Raw genomic sequence first — 17856 nt, 5'->3', positions numbered from 1 at the left:
GCAACATATTTTGATCCCCTCTGAAACGCTCTTTTACTCAATAGTAGTTCGAACGTAAGCTCGTTTCATATCCCACCTTTGCTGCCAGATCCGCTGCAACTTCGGTAGTTACCTTGCTTGTATTGCTCTCGTATTTGTGATGGTGTCATCACATTGTGGTGTATTTGAATTTCACCTATTGCGCCCTTAAATAAGCCAGTTTTAAACGAGGAACGGCTGCCAATGCGCAGTGGCTTTTCATTGCTCAACGAACCTTGACGGCCTGTCGGGTCGAACGCACTGTTAAACTGGCCATCGAGATAAAATCGAATGCCTTTACTACGATCTCTATCAATGCTGACTGCAACATGATGCCATTGCCCATCTGCAACAAACGCCTGCGAATCGTAAAAAGTACAAGACGAGTCTTGCTCTTGGCAATACCAACTGCCATCTCCGTCAGCGAGCTGAAGTGCCAAATACCCATCGTCAATATAAAACACATAGCCCTGCACATCAGAGACTTGGTCTTCATATCGCTTATCGACAATAATATGCTGACCTGTTGATGAAGTTTGTATCCAAGTGGAGATTGAAAAGTCGCCGGTACTCACATCCAATTCGGAATCAACAACCTCAACATAGTCGTCGAAACCATCTAAGCAGAAAGCCACATCGGGCTTCTTGTTGGCTAGTTTGATAATCTCCCCCTTCAAAACAGACAATTGATATTGTTCGCTTTTTAAAACTTTAGAGGTTGAAGTATATATCCAACTCAGCCAAACCAAGATAGCGATTACAGCGACGCTTCCGGCAATCACATATGGCCACCCCTTAAATGTGTGATCGACATAATCCAATTTGACAGGTTGTGCTAACAAGTACCCTTTGCCGCGGATATTTTTTATTTGTTCTTGTTCATCCAGTGCTTGAAAGGCTTTTCTGAGAATACTTATCCGCTGCTTTACATTCTCATTACCTGTGATCACACCCTGCCAGACGATATTTTGTAATTGCTCTGCTGGCAATGGATTATTTTGATGCTCAATCAAGGTCAAAAGAAGCGAGAAGGACAGTTCCGATAAAGGTTGTTTTAGTTCATTTTTGCTCAAAGTTTTAGTGTTCAAATCGGCATAAACACTACCAACCCAGAACCCTTTACATTTTTCTAAACTTAATTTTTCTTCATCCATAAAAAACTTATCCATAAATATCAATAACTAACACTTACCCATATCCGGTAAAAGTAATTTTACTCTTTATTTACCCTATTTTTCTAGTGTTTTCTGAACATGCTCATCAAGATCAACGCAATTTCTTATTCACTTTGAATCAACAATATATTCAAACATTTGATAATGGAGTGTCCAATGACGAATGCAACTAAATCCTCAAAAATCGCTTTAGTAGTATGTAATATACTCTTCGCCCCCCCTAGTTTTGCAAATCTTGACTTGCAAAATAATAGCCACGAACAGATAACAAATCTAAAGTGTGATCATTACATAAGTCGTAATCAGCACTTAATAGACGGCCAAAGCATGGGAGTTAATGCTGGCCAAACTTTATGTCTCGAAGGCGGCACAAGAGGACCACTAAGAGTACGCAATGTGCAAGGAAGTGCATCAGCGCCAATCATCATTCGCAACCAAGATAGCGTAGTGACATTTGCTCCTTATGAATACAGTATTGCGGTAGAAAATAGTCAGTGGCTGCGGATCACCTCAAAACCTGTAGAAGATGTGTCCGAGTATGGACTTCGATTGGGTGGCACACTGGGTGTTGGCACTTTGAGTGAACAAATAGAAATTGATCATATTGAAATTTATCGCGCCAGATTTGCTGGTATGTTGATAAAAACAGATCCCACATGCGACGCAGCCACCTGGGCTGAAAACTTTACTATGACAGGGATCCGCATTCACAATAACTACATCCACGATACTGAAAGTGGAGAAGGTATGTATATCGGATATACAGGAAGATCACGTACCTTATTGTGTGATAACACATTGACGACTGTCTATCCGCACAAACTACAAGATGTACATATTTTTGACAATAAGTTAGAAAACATCGGAGCGGATGGTATTCAAGTTAACTCCATCCAAGGCAACACATTTGTCAACAACAACACCATTTACCGCACAGGTGTCAGCCCTTTCGATCTCCATTGGCAAAATACCGGGATTCAAATTGGTGGTAATGACGTTGAAGTCAGAGACAACCTCATCTATCGCAGCGGTGGCAATGGCATGATGATCGAGGGAGATGCGGTTAGAGTGCTCAATAACCACATTATCTATGCTGGAGAAAATGGCATTTTTGCACGAAACATGGCACAGCAGGACGCTAGTATTCAAAATGGCTTGCCGCACGACTACAAAGGAAACTTGATTATTCACCCTGGGAGTTATGCATTGAAGTTGTATGCCATCAATACCGCATCTGCACACCGAATTATTGAGAATAGCATAGAAAGCGACGGCTCAGTAGATGCAGCTGGCCGCCCAAAAACCTTTTCATACTTAAACGATTCGGTATTGCGACACGAGCTGAATAACCATCATTACGTGACGCAATCTGCGTACTAACAGATTACCTCTAACAAGATAGGCGAGTTTAATTAGCCAACTTTTTTGCTGGGCGTGCCTAAATGTCAATCCTTGCCAACATACCTTGACCGGCACGCTCAGCATTTTTTTAAGCGTAGAGTGACCCCGATACACCAGCCATGTGGTGTTAACACATCTACTTCAAACTTGCTCTGACACGCGTAGTTCAGGTTTGATTTGACTTAACAATTCATTTGCTGCATCAAAATCATAGTCATCAATCAATGTCACCAATTGCGTAAAGACATCAAAAAACCGCGTCCCTTGATACATTGGCAGTAGCTCACTAACCAGATCAATTGCGTCTGTGTCATAATCTTCCAGCAAGGTTGTAAGCTGGCTCAATTTTTCGGCAATTTGCTGCTCTGTCAGCAGGACAGAGTTACTAGGGGTGATCTGTTCTTCTTTGTCCGTGCTATTGAGAACTTGCTGTATCGCAAATATTAACGGCTCAAGCTGTTCATGCACTTGATTCAGCGCCACCGCGTGTGCTTTTTGATCTGCACAAATTTGTTCTAACTCTCCCGCAACAGACTGTACCTGCGTTGCCCCAATATTACCTGCGGTCCCCTTTAGCGTATGTGCGCAACGCATAGGCCCATCAGGATCTGTGTGGGCCTGCTCTAATGCTTCCTCAAAGTGTGCGTGAAAATGCTGCTGTCTATCTACAAACCGTTGCAGTAAACGCATATAAAGTGCCACATCCCCTTGAGATATAGACTTGGCAATGCCTGCGTCAACGCCAGGGATTTTCGGGTATTGAACCTCATCGCTCGCTGGTACTACTTGCTCAGCAAAGTGCTGGCTGTGCTCTGATACCTTAATCCATTTTTGCAATGTCGCGAACATTTTGTCCACGTTGAGCGGCTTACTGATTATATCATTCATGCCGCAAGCCAATGCTGCCTCTTGATTATCCATCATCACACTGGCTGTCATTGCAATAACAGGCAAGGATTCAAATTGACTTTGCGCCCTGATCTCACGTGTAGCTGTATACCCATCCATTACGGGCATTTGACAATCCATAAGGACACCATCATATTGCGCTTGCGCCAACATATCCAAGGCCTGCTGCCCATGTTCTGCGACATCGACTACAATGCCCTTTCCGGTCAAAAGGGCAATTGCTAACTCTTGATTTAAGTCATTGTCCTCAACCAATAACAAACGCGCTCCCGCCAGTGAATGAACACTCTCTTGCTGAATAACAGCGCCTGGGCCACCCTCATGACTTAACCCAAAAACTCGCTGTAAAGCGCTGTAGATATCAATCGCCAAATAAGGTTTAACGACAAAACTCAGTTTTTGCTGGTTTTGAAGAAAAGGTTCTACTATTTGCGCATCGTACAGTGGCATTAAAATTATCGGGATTTGAGACCCAGCACGATTGAGCTGTTGTACCAATCCACATTGCGACTCTATTCTCATATCAATAAAAATAATGTCATTATCTGCAACTAAACTCGCCACATCCTTGACCTCAACTGAAGTTAGACTGTGCGCTTGAATATCAAAGCTAGATAAATAAGAAACTAGATTACGACTGGCACTGTAGTTATCATCTATGATCACAGCTTGAGTTGCAGGTATATCGTCCCGCGCTTCATGTTCATACAGCGCATCATCCAAAACTAACGTAAAGCTAAAAGTACTGCCGACACCCAATGCACTTTGACAATGGATTTCTCCGTGCATAAGTTCCACCAGCTTTTTGCAAATCGCGAGCCCTAGTCCCGTGCCGCCATATTTTCGTGTTGTTGATGTGTCAGCTTGGGAGAATGAGCTAAACAACTTGGCTTGCTGCTCTTCAGACATACCTATTCCTGAGTCTACCACAGCAAACTGTAATGTGATCTCTCCGCCAAGCTGCTGCTCAACGCGCACGTCAATTAACACCTCACCACCTTGCTCTGTAAACTTCACCGCATTGCTACCTAAATTAAGCAGAATTTGCGACAATCTCAGCGGGTCGCCAATTAACTTGCTCGGTACAACAGGATCTATATGCGCGCACAATTCCAAGCCTTTTTCTTTGGCTTTGACTGCTATTAAATCTAAACAACTACGTAGCGTTTCCTCCACACAAAATTCAACTTGCTCAATATCTAGCTTGCCAGCCTCTATTTTAGAGAAATCTAAAATATCATTGATAATGCCAAGCAAAGATTCAGCACTACGATGGATCTTTTGAACATAATTACGTTGCTTAAAGTTAAGCTCCGTCTCTAATGCCAAGTAGCTCATACCTATAATGGCATTCATCGGAGTACGGATCTCATGAGACATATTTGACAAAAAATCTGACTTGGCTTGCGTTGCACTTTCTGCACGTTCTTTGGCCTGTTTCAGCGCAGCTTCTAAGTCTTTGGAATCTGAAATATCCATGTGAATTCCAAACATTTCCTTGCGTCGGCTATCTTGATTCACAAAGACACTTTGGCCCATACTTAATATCCACTTCCACTCTCCTGTGGCTGTTTTCATCCGCAACTCACAGCGGTAAGTTTTTGTTTGTTTTGATAAGTGAGCTTGAAGTGCATTTTCGACAAGGGGAAGATCATCTGGGTGAATAAGCGCTCGCCAGCGCTTTATGGTATTTCCATAGTTCAGTTCCAACTCACCTTCTTGATAACCCAACATAGTTGACCAAATCGCGTTTGTGACCAATAAATCGCTCTGGCAATCCCATTCCCAGGTGCCTGCATTTGCCCCTTGCATCGCCAAGTCCAAACGCTGTTCAGCCTCTTTTAATTCGCTATAAGACAAAGAATTCGCCAACGCAACGGCAATGTGGTTGGCCACGGACCGTAACACATTTAAATGTACTTCTTTATAAGCGCGAGGCTTGTTGGACTGCACGGTAAATACCCCGATAACTTTACCGTCTACCACCAAAGGCGCGCAAAATACCGACTTAGTTTGTTCACCATAGAGATTATTACATGCTTTTAAATCGACGCTTTGCCACTCTTCTTCGCAGGCAGCATAAAACTCTTGACCATTTGACACACAGTATACGTCGGCACTACTAATCACTTTAGTATGGCTTTCCAATGCCTCATATAGCTCTCCTTGCTGGTTCGCATAGATATAATCGACATAGTGCTTTTCCGGATAAAAGACCCCGACCGCAAAAAACTCGCAGTGCAATATATCACTCAAGTGTGTGTATATGGTCTCGCTTATCACATGCATATCATAGGTTGCGGCGACCTCCTTACCAACTTCCCCCAACACCACAATATCTCGCGTTCTGCGGGCAATTTTGCGTTCAAGTTCAATGCTGTTTTCTCGCAACTGTCTTACTCTGAGCCAAAATGCACCTAACAGAATTAACACCCCAAGCAATGGCATTAAAATACGGAACCAAAGGGTTTGATACCATGCGGGTACACTAATAATTTTCAGCTCAATCCCAACTTGATTCCACACACCGTGATTGTTACTGCCTTGAACGCGAAAGCGATAGGTGCCTGGCGGCAGCTCTCGATAATTAACGATATGCTCAGGTGTAATCGCACTCCACTTATCGTGATACCCATCCAACCAAGTACGATAACGATTGTCGTCAGTGGCTTGATAATCTAGTGCTGCAAAATGAATGGACAAGTTTTTGTCGCGATAACTCAGACGGATTTCACCGTTGTCTATTGCCGTAGGGCGACCATCAATAAAAGCTTGAGTGAACGCAACTGGCGGCGCACTAGTATTTACTTTGACATCTTTGGGGTTGAAACCTGTGATCCCATCAATACTGCCAAACAATATTTGCTCATCCATCACAATAAATGAACGGGCTAAAAAATGATGGTTGATCAGCCCATCATTTGTCGTAAATTGATGAAAAATACCGTAGGTCGGATCAAATTTAAACACACCACTGGCGCTGGCAAACCACAAAAAGCCTTCTTTATCTTGCGCAATAGACTTCACCGCAAAGTTCACTTGTGATGCGGTATTGTCATACTGTTTAAAACGCCTGCTGGACATATCAAAACGCGTTATCCCTAGGTTGGTAGCCAGCCAAATGTATTCGCCTTGCTGCATTGCATGGGTCACATAGTTGCCATTGGGGCCCACTTGCTCGCCATGCGCTGTATATTGCACAAACTCTGAGGTCTGTTGATTAATTCGAAATACGCCCTCCCCATCAGTGCCAGCCCACACCAAGCCTTCGCTGTCATGGAAAGTAAACTCCAAGTCTTGCCCCGCTAAAAAATGTGTTACCGCATTGTTTGTCGTATTTAATCGCGTCAACCCGCTGCGCCCTGCCAGCACAAGCCACATTTGCCCTTGCTTATCAAAGCTGACGTGTTCTACAGAGCGACGAGAATCATCCAACCAAGATAGAGGCACTAAGCTTAGCGATTTTTCATTTTCATCAACTTGATATAATCCAAAGCTGGTTGCCGCAAATAGCTGACCCTGTGCATTTCGGGCCATGCTGTGAATACGCAATCGATAATTTCCCTGTAAAGTCTCAGCATCAGCAAAAGGGGTAAACTGCGATTTACCATCAAAGTGCACTAATCCACGACCCGTCCCCAGCCAAACTCCACCCATTTTGGCACGCTCAATAGCCAGTACTTGATTAAACAGCCCAGAGAGCAATTGCTCGTTTAAAAAGTTCTGCCAAGACACGAAAGCAGGAGGATTTGGAAACACCTTTTGCACACCAGAGTAACGTGTCGCCGCCCACAGTAACCCGCTGTCATCTATCAAGATTTGCCTCACGTCGCGGTTTTGAAGTAGCGTCAACTCACCATTATCTATCACAGGCACAAACTGATTTATGCGAGGTGAAAAGCGATACACACCAGCAAATGTGGCCAATAGAATATCGTCATTAAAATGATGTAGCCGAGTGACACTCGGTAAGGTACCTGTGGGTAAGTTAAAAGTGCGGTATTCAGAAGTGTCAGGGTTAAACAAACCAAAGCTTGTCCGCGTTGCGACCCAGATCCGGCCCATATCATCCACTGACACTTGACGTACTTCAGCGTGATCTAAAGAGTGAGGTGCTACACCAAATGCACGAAATTGCCCGGTATCTCTATCAAGTCGATACAACCCATTCGACGTCCCAACCCAAATCCCCCCCTGCTCCCCCTCGCTGATACTCCACACTCGGTTGTTGCCTAGACTATGTGGGTTATTATTCTGCTGTACAAACCGTTCAAAACCTTGCAGATCTCCCTTCAATCGATTTAACCCTCCCCCATTGGTGCCAACCCACAGTGTACCGTCACGACTTTCAAATAGCGTTTGTACTTTATTGGCACCGAGGGAGTTGGGATCACTGGCATCATGTTTAAAGTGCACAAAATGCTGTTTTTCACGAATAAACAGGTTGAGACCGCCACCCCATGTACCAGCCCATAATCGACCTTGATTATCAAAAAGTAATGCCCCAACACTGTTTGCAGACAACGAATAAGGATCGTTTGGGTCATGATTAAAACTGACGAATTGATATCCATCATAGCGTTTAACGCCGTCGGCACTACCAAACCACATGAACCCTTGAGGATCCTTTGACACCGCGTAAATTTGTGGGTTTGCTAAACCATTGTATGCTGAAATGGCTTCCACCTTCACTTGTGAGGCGTCGACACTTGCGACATACATACACAAACTTATTAAAAACAAAAACAGCCGCCAAAGGCGCATATCTGACTCCTTGAGATATCTGGATTGCAAACATTTACACTCAATAGCACCACAGCAGGAAATATGCGCTGCCAGTTCAAACATTATGAGTGTATGCATAATTATTAGACACTTTTCGATAACATGTGCAAAATAAGAAGAGTTAATTTTTGTCTATCAATCACTCAGTTATGCAGTCGCGTGCCAAGGACAGCCAATTAGCCTTTAACTTCCATTAAGCAAACTTGACGCGGAGAGCGCTATGACCTGGAGTGACAACCCCCAGCCAATCACCATTCTTCTTGTGGAACCGCATGAATCCATTCGTTCCATGATTGCCAGTACAGCCAAAAAACTCGCCGCAAATGTCACTGTCGTACAGAGTTCGAATGGCGTAGATGCTCGAGAAAAACTTACTTATAACGATGTGCAACTCATCATTTCAGAATGGCAATTACCCAAATTAGATGGGATTTCTCTCCTACAGTATGTCCGCAGTACACCCCGCACAGCTCAGATCCCTTTTGTTATGACGTCGGCCACGATAGATCAAGGTAATGTGATGCAAGCCATTCAAAGTGGTGTATCTGAATACATTGTCAAACCATTCTCTAGCCAAATTTTGTTATCTCGATTGCAGCGCGCACTGAGTAAGCCAGTAAGGCCAATGAAAGCCAATGCAACTGAACAGGCGGCACAAAGTGAGCACGTTACTCAGGTTCTAGTGGTCGATGATGTTGCAGATAACATCAAGGTTATCAGCGATATTTTGCGCAAAGATTACAAAGTAAAGGCAGCCTTAAATGGAAAAAAAGCGTTGCAAATATGCGCGATGGACCCCCAGCCTGACTTGGTACTGTTAGATATTATGATGCCAGACATGGATGGCATTGAAGTATGTAAACGACTTAAAGCAGACCCTAATACTCAGCATATTACCGTGATATTTTTATCAGCCCTAGAGCAAACAGAGCATATCGTTAAAGGGTTAGAGCTAGGAGCTGTAGACTATATAACCAAGCCGGCAAACCCCTCAATTGTGCGCTCGAGAGTCAAAGCGCACTGCCGTGCAATTGATTCAAATCGGTTAATGCGTTCCCAAATTGATACCATGATGGAAAATGCCAAACTCAGAGATCAGTTTGATACTGTAAACCAACAGGAAGTGATCAATCCAATCAAAGAAATTCAAACTGCTAGCCACCAATTGTCTGATAACTTAAATAACCCGTCAAAAGCACAGCAATATTTAGATTTTATCCAACAAAACTGCCAACAATTACAACTTCATTTGGACAATATGCAAACATTGCAAAAAATTGAACGTGATGAGTATGTGTTTGAGCCCTCCCCCCATGCGCTGCATGAGCTGCTCGAGAAGGTTCTAATGGGGCTGAGCCACATTATCTCAGAGCATCAGATCAATATTGCCAACACAGTGCCAAACAATTTGCATGTAAAGGGAGAGCAACAGCTTTTATTTGCCTTGTTTACTCATTTAATTCAAAACGCCTTAGAAGCAACATCTCGAGACAAAAAAGTCTCCATCAGTATACAAAGTGAAAATAACGCCCAATTCCACACTATCACAATCCAAAACCCAGACCCCATAGCTAAACAGATACGCAACCAGTTTTTTGATAAGTTTGTTTCATACGGTAAAGGTACGCGCTCAGGTCTGGGCACCTATACAGCCAAAGTACTTGCAGAACAGCAAAAGGGTTACATTGAGTATCGTAGTGATGAACAAATAGGCACTTCTGTCTTTGTTAATTTACCTACCGCCTAGGTGCTATAGACTCAAAGGCAAGACAACAGGTTTGCCTACATCGCCCGGCTTTAACCAAGGTATTGTAATATAACTCGGATATTGCGGCTGATGTAATATTTGTATGTCAGCAACGTGCGCTTGTTTCATTGTCTGAAATGCAACGGGTAAGGCGCTGTTAAAATGCTTTTGTCGATGCCACTGTGATGAGCGTATAACAAATTGCAATTTACACCCTTTTTCTATGTTGCGTGCCACCCAATCAAAGTCTTTAAACTTAATCAAAAAAGGCACATTACTGGGCGTTGAAACGGGATTAGTTAAACTGTCACGATATTTTGCCCGTTTACGTGCCTTACTTAATAACCGAGGGCGACTGTTTGTACACACCTCAAATGCATCAAGATAAAAATCACTATCTGCCACGTTCATTGTTAACCAAACCTCAGCTTCCAAACGACCGAAAAGTACCTTATTACGGTCCAAAGGTTTGGTTTCAAATATCACATACCCCTCGTACTCACTGGGCAAGTTAACTGAGCCTGTCATATCTAACGACAGTGGTAATGCTATTGGCTTAGTCGGGTCATAGCTATACCTACTCACAGTTTGCACTTCCCCTTGAATCTGTAACGATTGCAAAGGTAAGTGTTCGACATCAGATCCCGACTTCAAGTGTGTCTGTCCAACCCACAGCCCAGAAGCTTGGATATAGTGCATCACAAGCGAGTCCAAATAGGCGGGCTTAGCCTCGCCTTTTAGCGTCCAATTAAACCAGTCTAAGTGAATTTTAAACATGTCGAGCATACTGGGAGGGAGAAAATACGCTTCATGCACATGGCTTTTTGGTTTGCGAGTGCCACTGTGATCCCACGGCCCGACTATCAAATAATGCTCAGAGCGGGCTAACTGATTGCCCCACTGTTGGTGATTTTTAAAATACCGCAACGTGCCTCGTTGATCGCCATCATAGTGACCCGTTATAGACAATATAGGTGTAGTTATAGCAGCATAATCTTGTTGCTTAGGCACCATTGTCTGCCAATACTCATCATAGCTTGGGTGCGCAAGCCAAGTCTGATATACATCAGATAAATGCGTCGCATTTTTATCGAAATCCTTGAATCTTGTACCGCTATTTTTTTGTCGTAAATAAGTTTGTTGCCACCTATCTCCATTGCCATAACGTTTGTTTTGGCCATTGGACAAAACAAAATCTAACCATGAAATTGTGTAGTCAGAAAAAATATTATTACCCATTGGGAAGTCATATCCAGGGTAAACTGAGGCAATGGCAATCATTGACTGTAATGAGGGTGGTCGATATTTTTGTATCGCCCATTGCGCAAAGCCACGATATGAGCCACCCAATGTGCCCACTAGTCCATTACTCATTGGAAGTTTTGCGAGGTACTCAATTACATCGTAACCATCACGGCCTTCGTCGATAAAAGGGGTAAATACGCCGTTTGATTCACCTAAACCCCGACTATCCACAGCGACAAAGATATAGCCATGCTTACTAAAGTAGCGCCCTCTTTGCTGCGCTTCACTTTTGCCATAGGGTGTAAACTGTACAATAACTGGAAACTTTTTATCGCGATTGGGTGAAGAAGTAGGCGTGTAAATCGTTGCAGCCAACTCAGTTTTATCACGAACTGGGATCCTCAAATCCTTTACCTCTAATGCCATTAACTGAAAACTAGAAAGCACAATCAACAATGCGACGAAATACATAATTAGTCCCTTTATCAACACCACCAATAGATATGGTATAACATAACCAAAATAACATAACAAACCTCTCTCGATTAGCTACATACGTGCTACCCCCTTTATTCCTTGGTAAAAACACACTCATGCATACGTATTCACAACAAAAATTTTACAAAGATGCTACTTTAGTTATTTTCATTGCTGATAAAACTCAACCATTGTTTTGCAAGGAACTGTCATGCTCGAAATTACCAATAAGTCACTCAGACTTCACACCCGCTTCAAGACCCGACATATAATAACTAGTACTCTGTTATCCCTCGTCTCCCACTTATGCATCGCCACTGACGATGTGATGCTACAAGGGTTTTATTGGGATGTGCCAGTAGATGAAAAAAACAAAAATGGTATTTGGTGGGATCACCTTGCTGAACAGGCTCCTATACTAGAAAAAGCTGGATTTTCCAGCATTTGGATCCCACCTCCATCAAAAGGGAATTGGGGGATCATTGACATGGGTTATGGTGTTTACGACCACTATGACTTAGGCCGCTACTTGCAAAAGGGCAGCATCGAAACCCGCTTTGGCAGCCAAGCTGAACTCACCAATATGATAGGTAAACTGCAACAGCACAACATTCACGTATATGCAGATGTAGTGTTGAACCATATTTATAGCAACGAACAAGATAGTGAAATAAACCCGGCGGTAAAAGCCTACGCACTTGGTAAGGCCCATCAGCACCAATATGTGGCCTACCCGAGTAATGAAATCAGCTGGCAGCTCAAAGATGTACAAGGGAGGGTGTTCATTAAAATTCAAGGCTATGGATCAACAATGCCATGGCAGCACAACCTCACCAGCAGAGGGTATACCCTATCTATTACAGATGCCAAGAACTCCGTCACCTCAAATGCGATCCATCGCGAACAAGAGCCCAATGATGGTCACTTCTCCGCAATTAGGCCCGGAAGCAATGCATTTTCTGGATTGAATACAACCATAAGAGGTCAAATTTTTGATCAAACAGATATCGACGAATACTGGCTAGACGTACCTGAAAAACAGAGTTTATATCTTAGCCTCAGTGCCAAACAAGGCGATCCTAGCAGCCAACTAGGTTGGACTGATGCACCGCAAACTAACGGCTTTTTACCCATTGAGGTCTGGCAACAAAGTACACCCAATAGCCCAGCTATAAATATCACTCACAGCAATTTATTTGCTTATACCAATACACGTATAGCCCCTCCTCAGCGCGAGGCTGACGGTAACTACCCAAACAGTGATGACGGCTGGCGGTATCATGATTTTCACCCTGTTGATGGCGATGATTGGCTTGGTGAAATGGGTAATGACGAAGTGATCACCAATACCAAGTTTTTTGGCAATGATACCAACACCTTTTCACCTCGAGTGCAGCAAAAGCTGATCGACTGGGGAAAATGGCTTAAAACCGAGCACAATTTTGATGGTTTTCGCCTAGATTTCGTACGCGGCTTTCAACCAGAGTTTGCCGCAAAATGGGTGAATAACCTACCTAAGCACAATGGCAAACAGCCATTTGTTGTCGCTGAATACTGGGGCGGTGACAGCAGCATAAAATCTTGGGTAGATGCAGTAAAAATTGCTGGCGCCGATGTCGATGCATTTGACTTCCCCTTAAAGTCCGTGCTTACACAAATGACCAATCAAAACCAAAATTTTGACATGCGTGCACTCAATCATGCTGGGCTAGTAAGAAATGACCGAGGGCACCAATTGCCGGGCACGTCAGTGGTCACCTTTGTCGAAAACCATGATACAGGAAAAGAGCATGATAAATGGGTGAGCAAAGACCACAAACTTGCCTATGCCTACATCCTCAGCCATGAAGGCAAACCAACGGTGTTTTACTCTCATTATTATGGTGTAAAGCAATACGATTATCATGATCCAAACAAAACCATCACAGCGCCCGCAGGCTTAAAGCAAGACATCAACAAACTCATGTTTGCTCGCAATACCTATATGGATGGTGGGTTAGCAGTTTTATCACAAATTGGTGCTCCTTATGGTGATGCCCAACATGTATATGTTGCAAGGCGGTTCGGAAAACGACAAAAACAAGGGGCCATTGTGGTGTTAAACAACCATGATACTCAGCGCAAAGGGCTTTGGGTTACTACACACGCCACTGGGTTTAGTAATTTAGCCGGGCAAACCTTAGTCAATGCCTTTGACTCCGATGATATTGTCACTATCTATGAAGATGGCAGGGGCTATTTTAGCGCACCAAGTCGTGATTACACCATTTATGTACCACAAGGTGACTTACAGACTTATCCAGAAAATTAAATATGAATGGCCACACGACTTACAGTGCGGCCATCTATTTACCCATCCCGTGTGCAAGCTGACTTTCTATTGCTTCTAAGCACACTTTTACACTCAGTGGTACTTGTTTGTCGAACGTATGCAAAGCAAACACAGGGTTGAGCGGCAATTTATAGTGAGGAAAAACTTCAGCTAAGTGCGCAGCATACTCAGATAACTTAAACGCTGGGATCAAACCAATGCCCGCGCCTTGGCAAATCAGAGTCATACATGTATCAAATGAATTGGCAACACAGCTTGGTGTGGCTGAAAACCTTTTTTCACTCCCCTCAGAAGAGGTGAACACATGTTCAATGTCCGTTCCCTGCCAAACATTGGCGATATATCTCAGTTGCTGCGGTGGGTTGGCCGAAAGTAATTGTGGTGCGCCACATAAGACATCTCTAAACTCACCGATTTTTCGTTGTTTAGCATCGCTATTTTGAGATCGTCCAACGCGGATCGCCAAATCAATATTTTGCGCCTGCAGATCCAACTGTTGATCATCGGCAATCAACTCTAACTGCAATTCAGGATAGTGAACACATATTTGAGCCAGTGCAGGTGCTACCAACGTAGTCATCAATACATTTGGCGCTGTGATCCTTAGCTTCCCTTTTACTTCTTGATTAAACTGTGCCGCTTCAAGCCATGCCACTTGGGCGGTTTGATTGATTAATTTACACTGCGCATAAAAACTCTCCCCCGCTGCGGTCAAGCTTTGTTTTCGGGTCGTACGCTTGAGCAAAGTCACGCCCAACTCCTGCTCAAGTACTTTTAAGTGCTGACTTAACACCGATTTAGACAGCCCCAAATCAGTGGCTGCGGCAGTGATGGAGCCACATTCGACGATATGGGCAAATAGTGACATATGGCGCAATTTATTCATTGATTGTTCTTCTCAGCTAAACAATTTGTTCTATTTACGTTGTTTTTCTAATTTAATTAAACCTCTAAGCTTAAACAAGTTTAAATTAGCGGAGCATCATCATGAACACGGACCCAACACCATTAGCCCAATGTAAAGCTGGCATCGCTGCTTGGCAACAAGCGTTTAACCGCCAAGATGCACAAGCCTGTGCAATGCAATACACCCGAGACGCTATTATGGAAGCAAAACCATTTGGCGTATTTCATGGCAGAGAACAAATTGCCCAGTTCTGGCAAGACATCATAGATCAAGGCTTTCACAGTGTTGACTACAGTGATGTTGATTGGCAGCCATCCCCTGAAGGTGGTTTTATCTTAACCTCTAAATGGACCATGAATAAAGCGTATGGTGTCGTTCATAGAGAACACTGGATTGTAGAGCAGGATGGACTTGCACGTCTGGTATATGACGAATTTGAAGTGTTAGGTGAAAAATAACGACACTATATTTAGGCCGAGATAAACTCGGCCTAAAAAGGTTATTTGGACGACAACGACGGCGTCACATAGGCTTGCGTCCCCCACAGTGGCACTGTCGACAAACTGTGTTTAAAGCTCCCTGAGGTTTCTTTAGTACTATAAGATAAGTACATGATTGTTTGGCTTTTGGCATCATAAATACGACGTACTTTCATCGCTTTTAAAAATATACTTTTGGATTTTTTAAACACCACTTCGCCTGATTTTGACTTGTCAATTTTAGCTATCATGGCCGGGGTAATTTCACCTGTTTGTCGGCAAGAAATAGAACTGTCACTGGGATCAGACAAACTCAAATCCGCCTCGATGCTGGCAACATGACAAGTTACGCCCGTCACCACAGGATCAACCATAGAATCTAGCTTAATATCCTTGAGTGTAAACAACCCCAGAGAGACATCACCAACCTCACTGTCTGAGCAACCTGAAAGCAACAATATGGCTGCAAAAGCGACGTGTTTTCTCATTTTTTATCCCTTAATTAAATGTCTGTAAGCGTATCAATATGAATTCACCATATCACAGGGTTCCCAATCCCATAATAGTTGTTAGAAAGATTCATGAAACTATTAATTTTTGATATAAATTGTTGCTATTATAGGAAATAACGATACCATCATTTTTTTCTAAAAATAGTAATAATCTTATTTAAAACAGGGATTAAACCATGAAAAAATGCGCTGCTGCTCTTGCTTCTACACTGATGTTGACGGGTTGTTTTTCAACACCTGAAGCGGATACAGGTTCGGTTCGTTTAGATAGTCCAGAAGTCCATAGCCAACCTATGAAAGTAAAAATGGCAATTGGCTTAGATAAAGGTCAGCCCATTCCCATTAGCGACTCTCCCCTAGGTTCCAATGATACCGGCGTCTATGCCAGCTTGGAAATGTCATTAGGCGGCGGCTTTGCAGCCAAAGTGCAAACGGGTAAAGCGCTCAAAACCACTTTAAAATACCAGTTTTCAGGACAGCACGCGGAATCCGCACAGGCAGGCAATGTCTCTCATGCAATCACATTGGCCTATCTCACCGACGAAGAGTCAGGTACAGACTTCGAGACAGGCGAGTATATCAATGAAGACAGTAAAAGAGACTGGAAGCTAGACCATGACCTCATCGATATCGCCTGGATCACTGGTTACCGCCTTTCACCAGAAGCGTTACTGTACGGCAGTATATTTTATCAAACCGGTGAAATTGATGGCACATACTACCGCTCAACATTTGGTGGCTGCGCTGAGAGACATGCTCCAGAATGTGCCCAGAGTACCTTTTCTGACGATGGTTCTGCCTATGGCCTCAGTGTCAGCTTCGAGTATGCGTTTACCAAAAGCTTTTTGGGATCCCTAGAGCTGGTGCATAGCCGCTCAAATTGGTTTAATAGAAATGAAGATGACACCTTGGTCAATGGTAATTTGATTTACCAATTCTAAGCGGTTGATTCATTGACAGTCTGTGCTTTATCAAACTGCAATTCACATCGACGTTGATAAAGCTCAGAGTGTGTCAGCATGTCCTGATATGTCGCTGAGCCAAGATCAGAGCAAGGTATCATAGATCAAGGTTTTCACAGTGTCGATTATAGAGATATCGAATGGCAACCCTCACCTCAAAGTGGCTATATTTTGACCTTTACGTGGACTATGAATAAAGCGTACGGCGTGGTGCACAAACGGCATTGGATTGTAGAGCAGGACGGTCTCGCGCGCCTGATATATGATGAATTTGAAGTGTTAGGTGAAAAGTAGCGACATTAATTTGGGCCGAGCTAAACTCGGCCAAAAATGGTTATTTGGACGACAACGGCGGCTTCACATAAGCTTGCGTCCCCCACAATAGCACTGTCGACAAGCTGTGTTTAAAGCTTCCTGAGGTTTCTTTAGTACTATAAGATAAGCACATGATTGTTTTACTTTTTGCACCATAAATACGATGCACTTTCATCGCTTTTAAAAATATACTTTTGGATTTTTTAAACGCCACTTCGTCTGATTTTGGCTTGTCAATTTAGCTATCATGGCAGGAGCTATCTCACCTGTTTGACGACAAGCAATAGAACTATCACTGGGATCTGATAAGCTCAGGTCCGCCTCGACACTGGCCACATGACAAGTCACTCCCGCCACTACAGGATCAATCATTGAATCCAGTTTTATATCTTTGAGCGTAAATAACCCCAGAGATACATCACCAGTCTCACTGTCTGAGCAACCAGCAAGTAGCAGTGCCGAAGCAAACGCAATGTATTTTTTCATTTTTTATCCTTTCATTAAATGTCAGTAAGCATATGGCTTCAACAGCACCTTCGCATAAGTCCCACAACCCCATAGTAAAGAATGAGAAGTTTCATGGAGCAATTAG

General features: G+C 43.4%; 11 protein-coding genes and 1 pseudogene. 5 read left to right on the top strand and 7 right to left on the bottom strand.

Features of this window, described 5'->3' with window-relative positions:
- Nucleotides 1–65: 65 nt before the first annotated feature.
- Nucleotides 66–1187, bottom strand: coding sequence for a LamG-like jellyroll fold domain-containing protein (locus QNM18_RS12305; RefSeq protein WP_284137397.1), 1122 nt, complete (start codon nt 1185–1187; stop codon nt 66–68).
- Between the two features lie 333 nt (nt 1188–1520).
- Here QNM18_RS12305 and QNM18_RS12300 point away from each other — a divergent pair, with 333 nt between their 5' ends.
- A complete protein-coding gene (locus QNM18_RS12300) occupies nt 1521–2573 on the top strand; it encodes a right-handed parallel beta-helix repeat-containing protein (RefSeq protein WP_284137396.1) in 1053 nt (350 codons plus the stop codon).
- A 162-nt stretch (nt 2574–2735) separates the two neighbouring features.
- Here QNM18_RS12300 and QNM18_RS12295 read toward each other — a convergent pair whose 3' ends face one another.
- Nucleotides 2736–8267 (bottom strand): two-component regulator propeller domain-containing protein, encoded by a 5532-nt coding sequence (locus QNM18_RS12295; RefSeq protein ID WP_284137395.1) that lies wholly within the window; start codon nt 8265–8267, stop codon nt 2736–2738.
- Between the two features lie 241 nt (nt 8268–8508).
- Between QNM18_RS12295 and QNM18_RS12290 the strand changes: the two genes are divergently transcribed.
- A complete protein-coding gene (locus tag QNM18_RS12290; RefSeq protein WP_211011271.1) occupies nt 8509–10035 on the top strand; it encodes an ATP-binding response regulator in 1527 nt (508 codons plus the stop codon).
- Between the two features lie 3 nt (nt 10036–10038).
- On the opposite strand, the gene QNM18_RS12285 is transcribed toward QNM18_RS12290, so the two are convergent.
- Entirely contained in the window at nt 10039–11751 is a 1713-nt protein-coding gene (locus tag QNM18_RS12285) for a CocE/NonD family hydrolase (protein ID WP_284137394.1), read from the bottom strand.
- A gap of 217 nt (nt 11752–11968) precedes the next feature.
- Between QNM18_RS12285 and QNM18_RS12280 the strand changes: the two genes are divergently transcribed.
- Nucleotides 11969–14068, top strand: coding sequence for an alpha-amylase family protein (locus tag QNM18_RS12280; protein WP_284137393.1), 2100 nt, complete (start codon nt 11969–11971; stop codon nt 14066–14068).
- 34 nt (nt 14069–14102) lie between these two features.
- Here the strand turns inward: QNM18_RS12280 and QNM18_RS12275 are convergent, their stop codons facing one another.
- Nucleotides 14103–14975 (bottom strand): LysR family transcriptional regulator, encoded by an 873-nt coding sequence (locus QNM18_RS12275; RefSeq protein ID WP_284137392.1) that lies wholly within the window; start codon nt 14973–14975, stop codon nt 14103–14105.
- Between the two features lie 101 nt (nt 14976–15076).
- On the opposite strand from QNM18_RS12275, the gene QNM18_RS12270 reads away from it, so the two are divergent.
- Nucleotides 15077–15454 (top strand): YybH family protein, encoded by a 378-nt coding sequence (locus QNM18_RS12270; RefSeq protein ID WP_211011279.1) that lies wholly within the window; start codon nt 15077–15079, stop codon nt 15452–15454.
- Between the two features lie 41 nt (nt 15455–15495).
- Here the strand turns inward: QNM18_RS12270 and QNM18_RS12265 are convergent, their stop codons facing one another.
- A complete protein-coding gene (locus QNM18_RS12265; RefSeq protein ID WP_284137391.1) occupies nt 15496–15963 on the bottom strand; it encodes a CreA family protein in 468 nt (155 codons plus the stop codon).
- 200 nt (nt 15964–16163) lie between these two features.
- Here QNM18_RS12265 and QNM18_RS12260 point away from each other — a divergent pair, with 200 nt between their 5' ends.
- Nucleotides 16164–16928, top strand: coding sequence for a hypothetical protein (locus tag QNM18_RS12260; protein WP_023399690.1), 765 nt, complete (start codon nt 16164–16166; stop codon nt 16926–16928).
- On the opposite strand, the gene QNM18_RS12255 is transcribed toward QNM18_RS12260, so the two are convergent.
- Together QNM18_RS12255 and QNM18_RS12250 are read right to left on the bottom strand one after the other, a co-directional pair.
- Nucleotides 16925–17050: a hypothetical protein gene (locus tag QNM18_RS12255; protein ID WP_284137390.1), complete on the bottom strand. Its 126-nt coding sequence runs from the start codon at nt 17048–17050 to the stop codon at nt 16925–16927. The two genes, QNM18_RS12260 and QNM18_RS12255, sit on opposite strands and share 4 nt — an antisense overlap.
- 233 nt (nt 17051–17283) lie before the next feature.
- Nucleotides 17284–17750, bottom strand: a pseudogene (locus QNM18_RS12250) (CreA family protein).
- Nucleotides 17751–17856: the final 106 nt, after the last annotated feature.

This window comes from Pseudoalteromonas obscura (assembly GCF_030135505.1).
GTDB classification, from domain to species: Bacteria; Pseudomonadota; Gammaproteobacteria; order Enterobacterales; family Alteromonadaceae; genus Pseudoalteromonas; species Pseudoalteromonas obscura.
This window is presented reverse-complemented; position numbering and strand designations above follow the sequence as displayed.

Coding starts and splice junctions, on each gene's coding strand:
- QNM18_RS12305 (WP_284137397.1), bottom strand. CDS start 1,187: ATGGATAAGTTTTTTATGGATGAAGAAAAATTAAGTTTAGAAAAATGT.
- QNM18_RS12300 (WP_284137396.1), top strand. CDS start 1,521: ATGGGAGTTAATGCTGGCCAAACTTTATGTCTCGAAGGCGGCACAAGA.
- QNM18_RS12295 (WP_284137395.1), bottom strand. CDS start 8,267: ATGCGCCTTTGGCGGCTGTTTTTGTTTTTAATAAGTTTGTGTATGTAT.
- QNM18_RS12290 (WP_211011271.1), top strand. CDS start 8,509: ATGACCTGGAGTGACAACCCCCAGCCAATCACCATTCTTCTTGTGGAA.
- QNM18_RS12285 (WP_284137394.1), bottom strand. CDS start 11,751: ATGTATTTCGTCGCATTGTTGATTGTGCTTTCTAGTTTTCAGTTAATG.
- QNM18_RS12280 (WP_284137393.1), top strand. CDS start 11,969: ATGCTCGAAATTACCAATAAGTCACTCAGACTTCACACCCGCTTCAAG.
- QNM18_RS12275 (WP_284137392.1), bottom strand. CDS start 14,975: ATGAATAAATTGCGCCATATGTCACTATTTGCCCATATCGTCGAATGT.
- QNM18_RS12270 (WP_211011279.1), top strand. CDS start 15,077: ATGAACACGGACCCAACACCATTAGCCCAATGTAAAGCTGGCATCGCT.
- QNM18_RS12265 (WP_284137391.1), bottom strand. CDS start 15,963: ATGAGAAAACACGTCGCTTTTGCAGCCATATTGTTGCTTTCAGGTTGC.
- QNM18_RS12260 (WP_023399690.1), top strand. CDS start 16,164: ATGAAAAAATGCGCTGCTGCTCTTGCTTCTACACTGATGTTGACGGGT.
- QNM18_RS12255 (WP_284137390.1), bottom strand. CDS start 17,050: ATGATACCTTGCTCTGATCTTGGCTCAGCGACATATCAGGACATGCTG.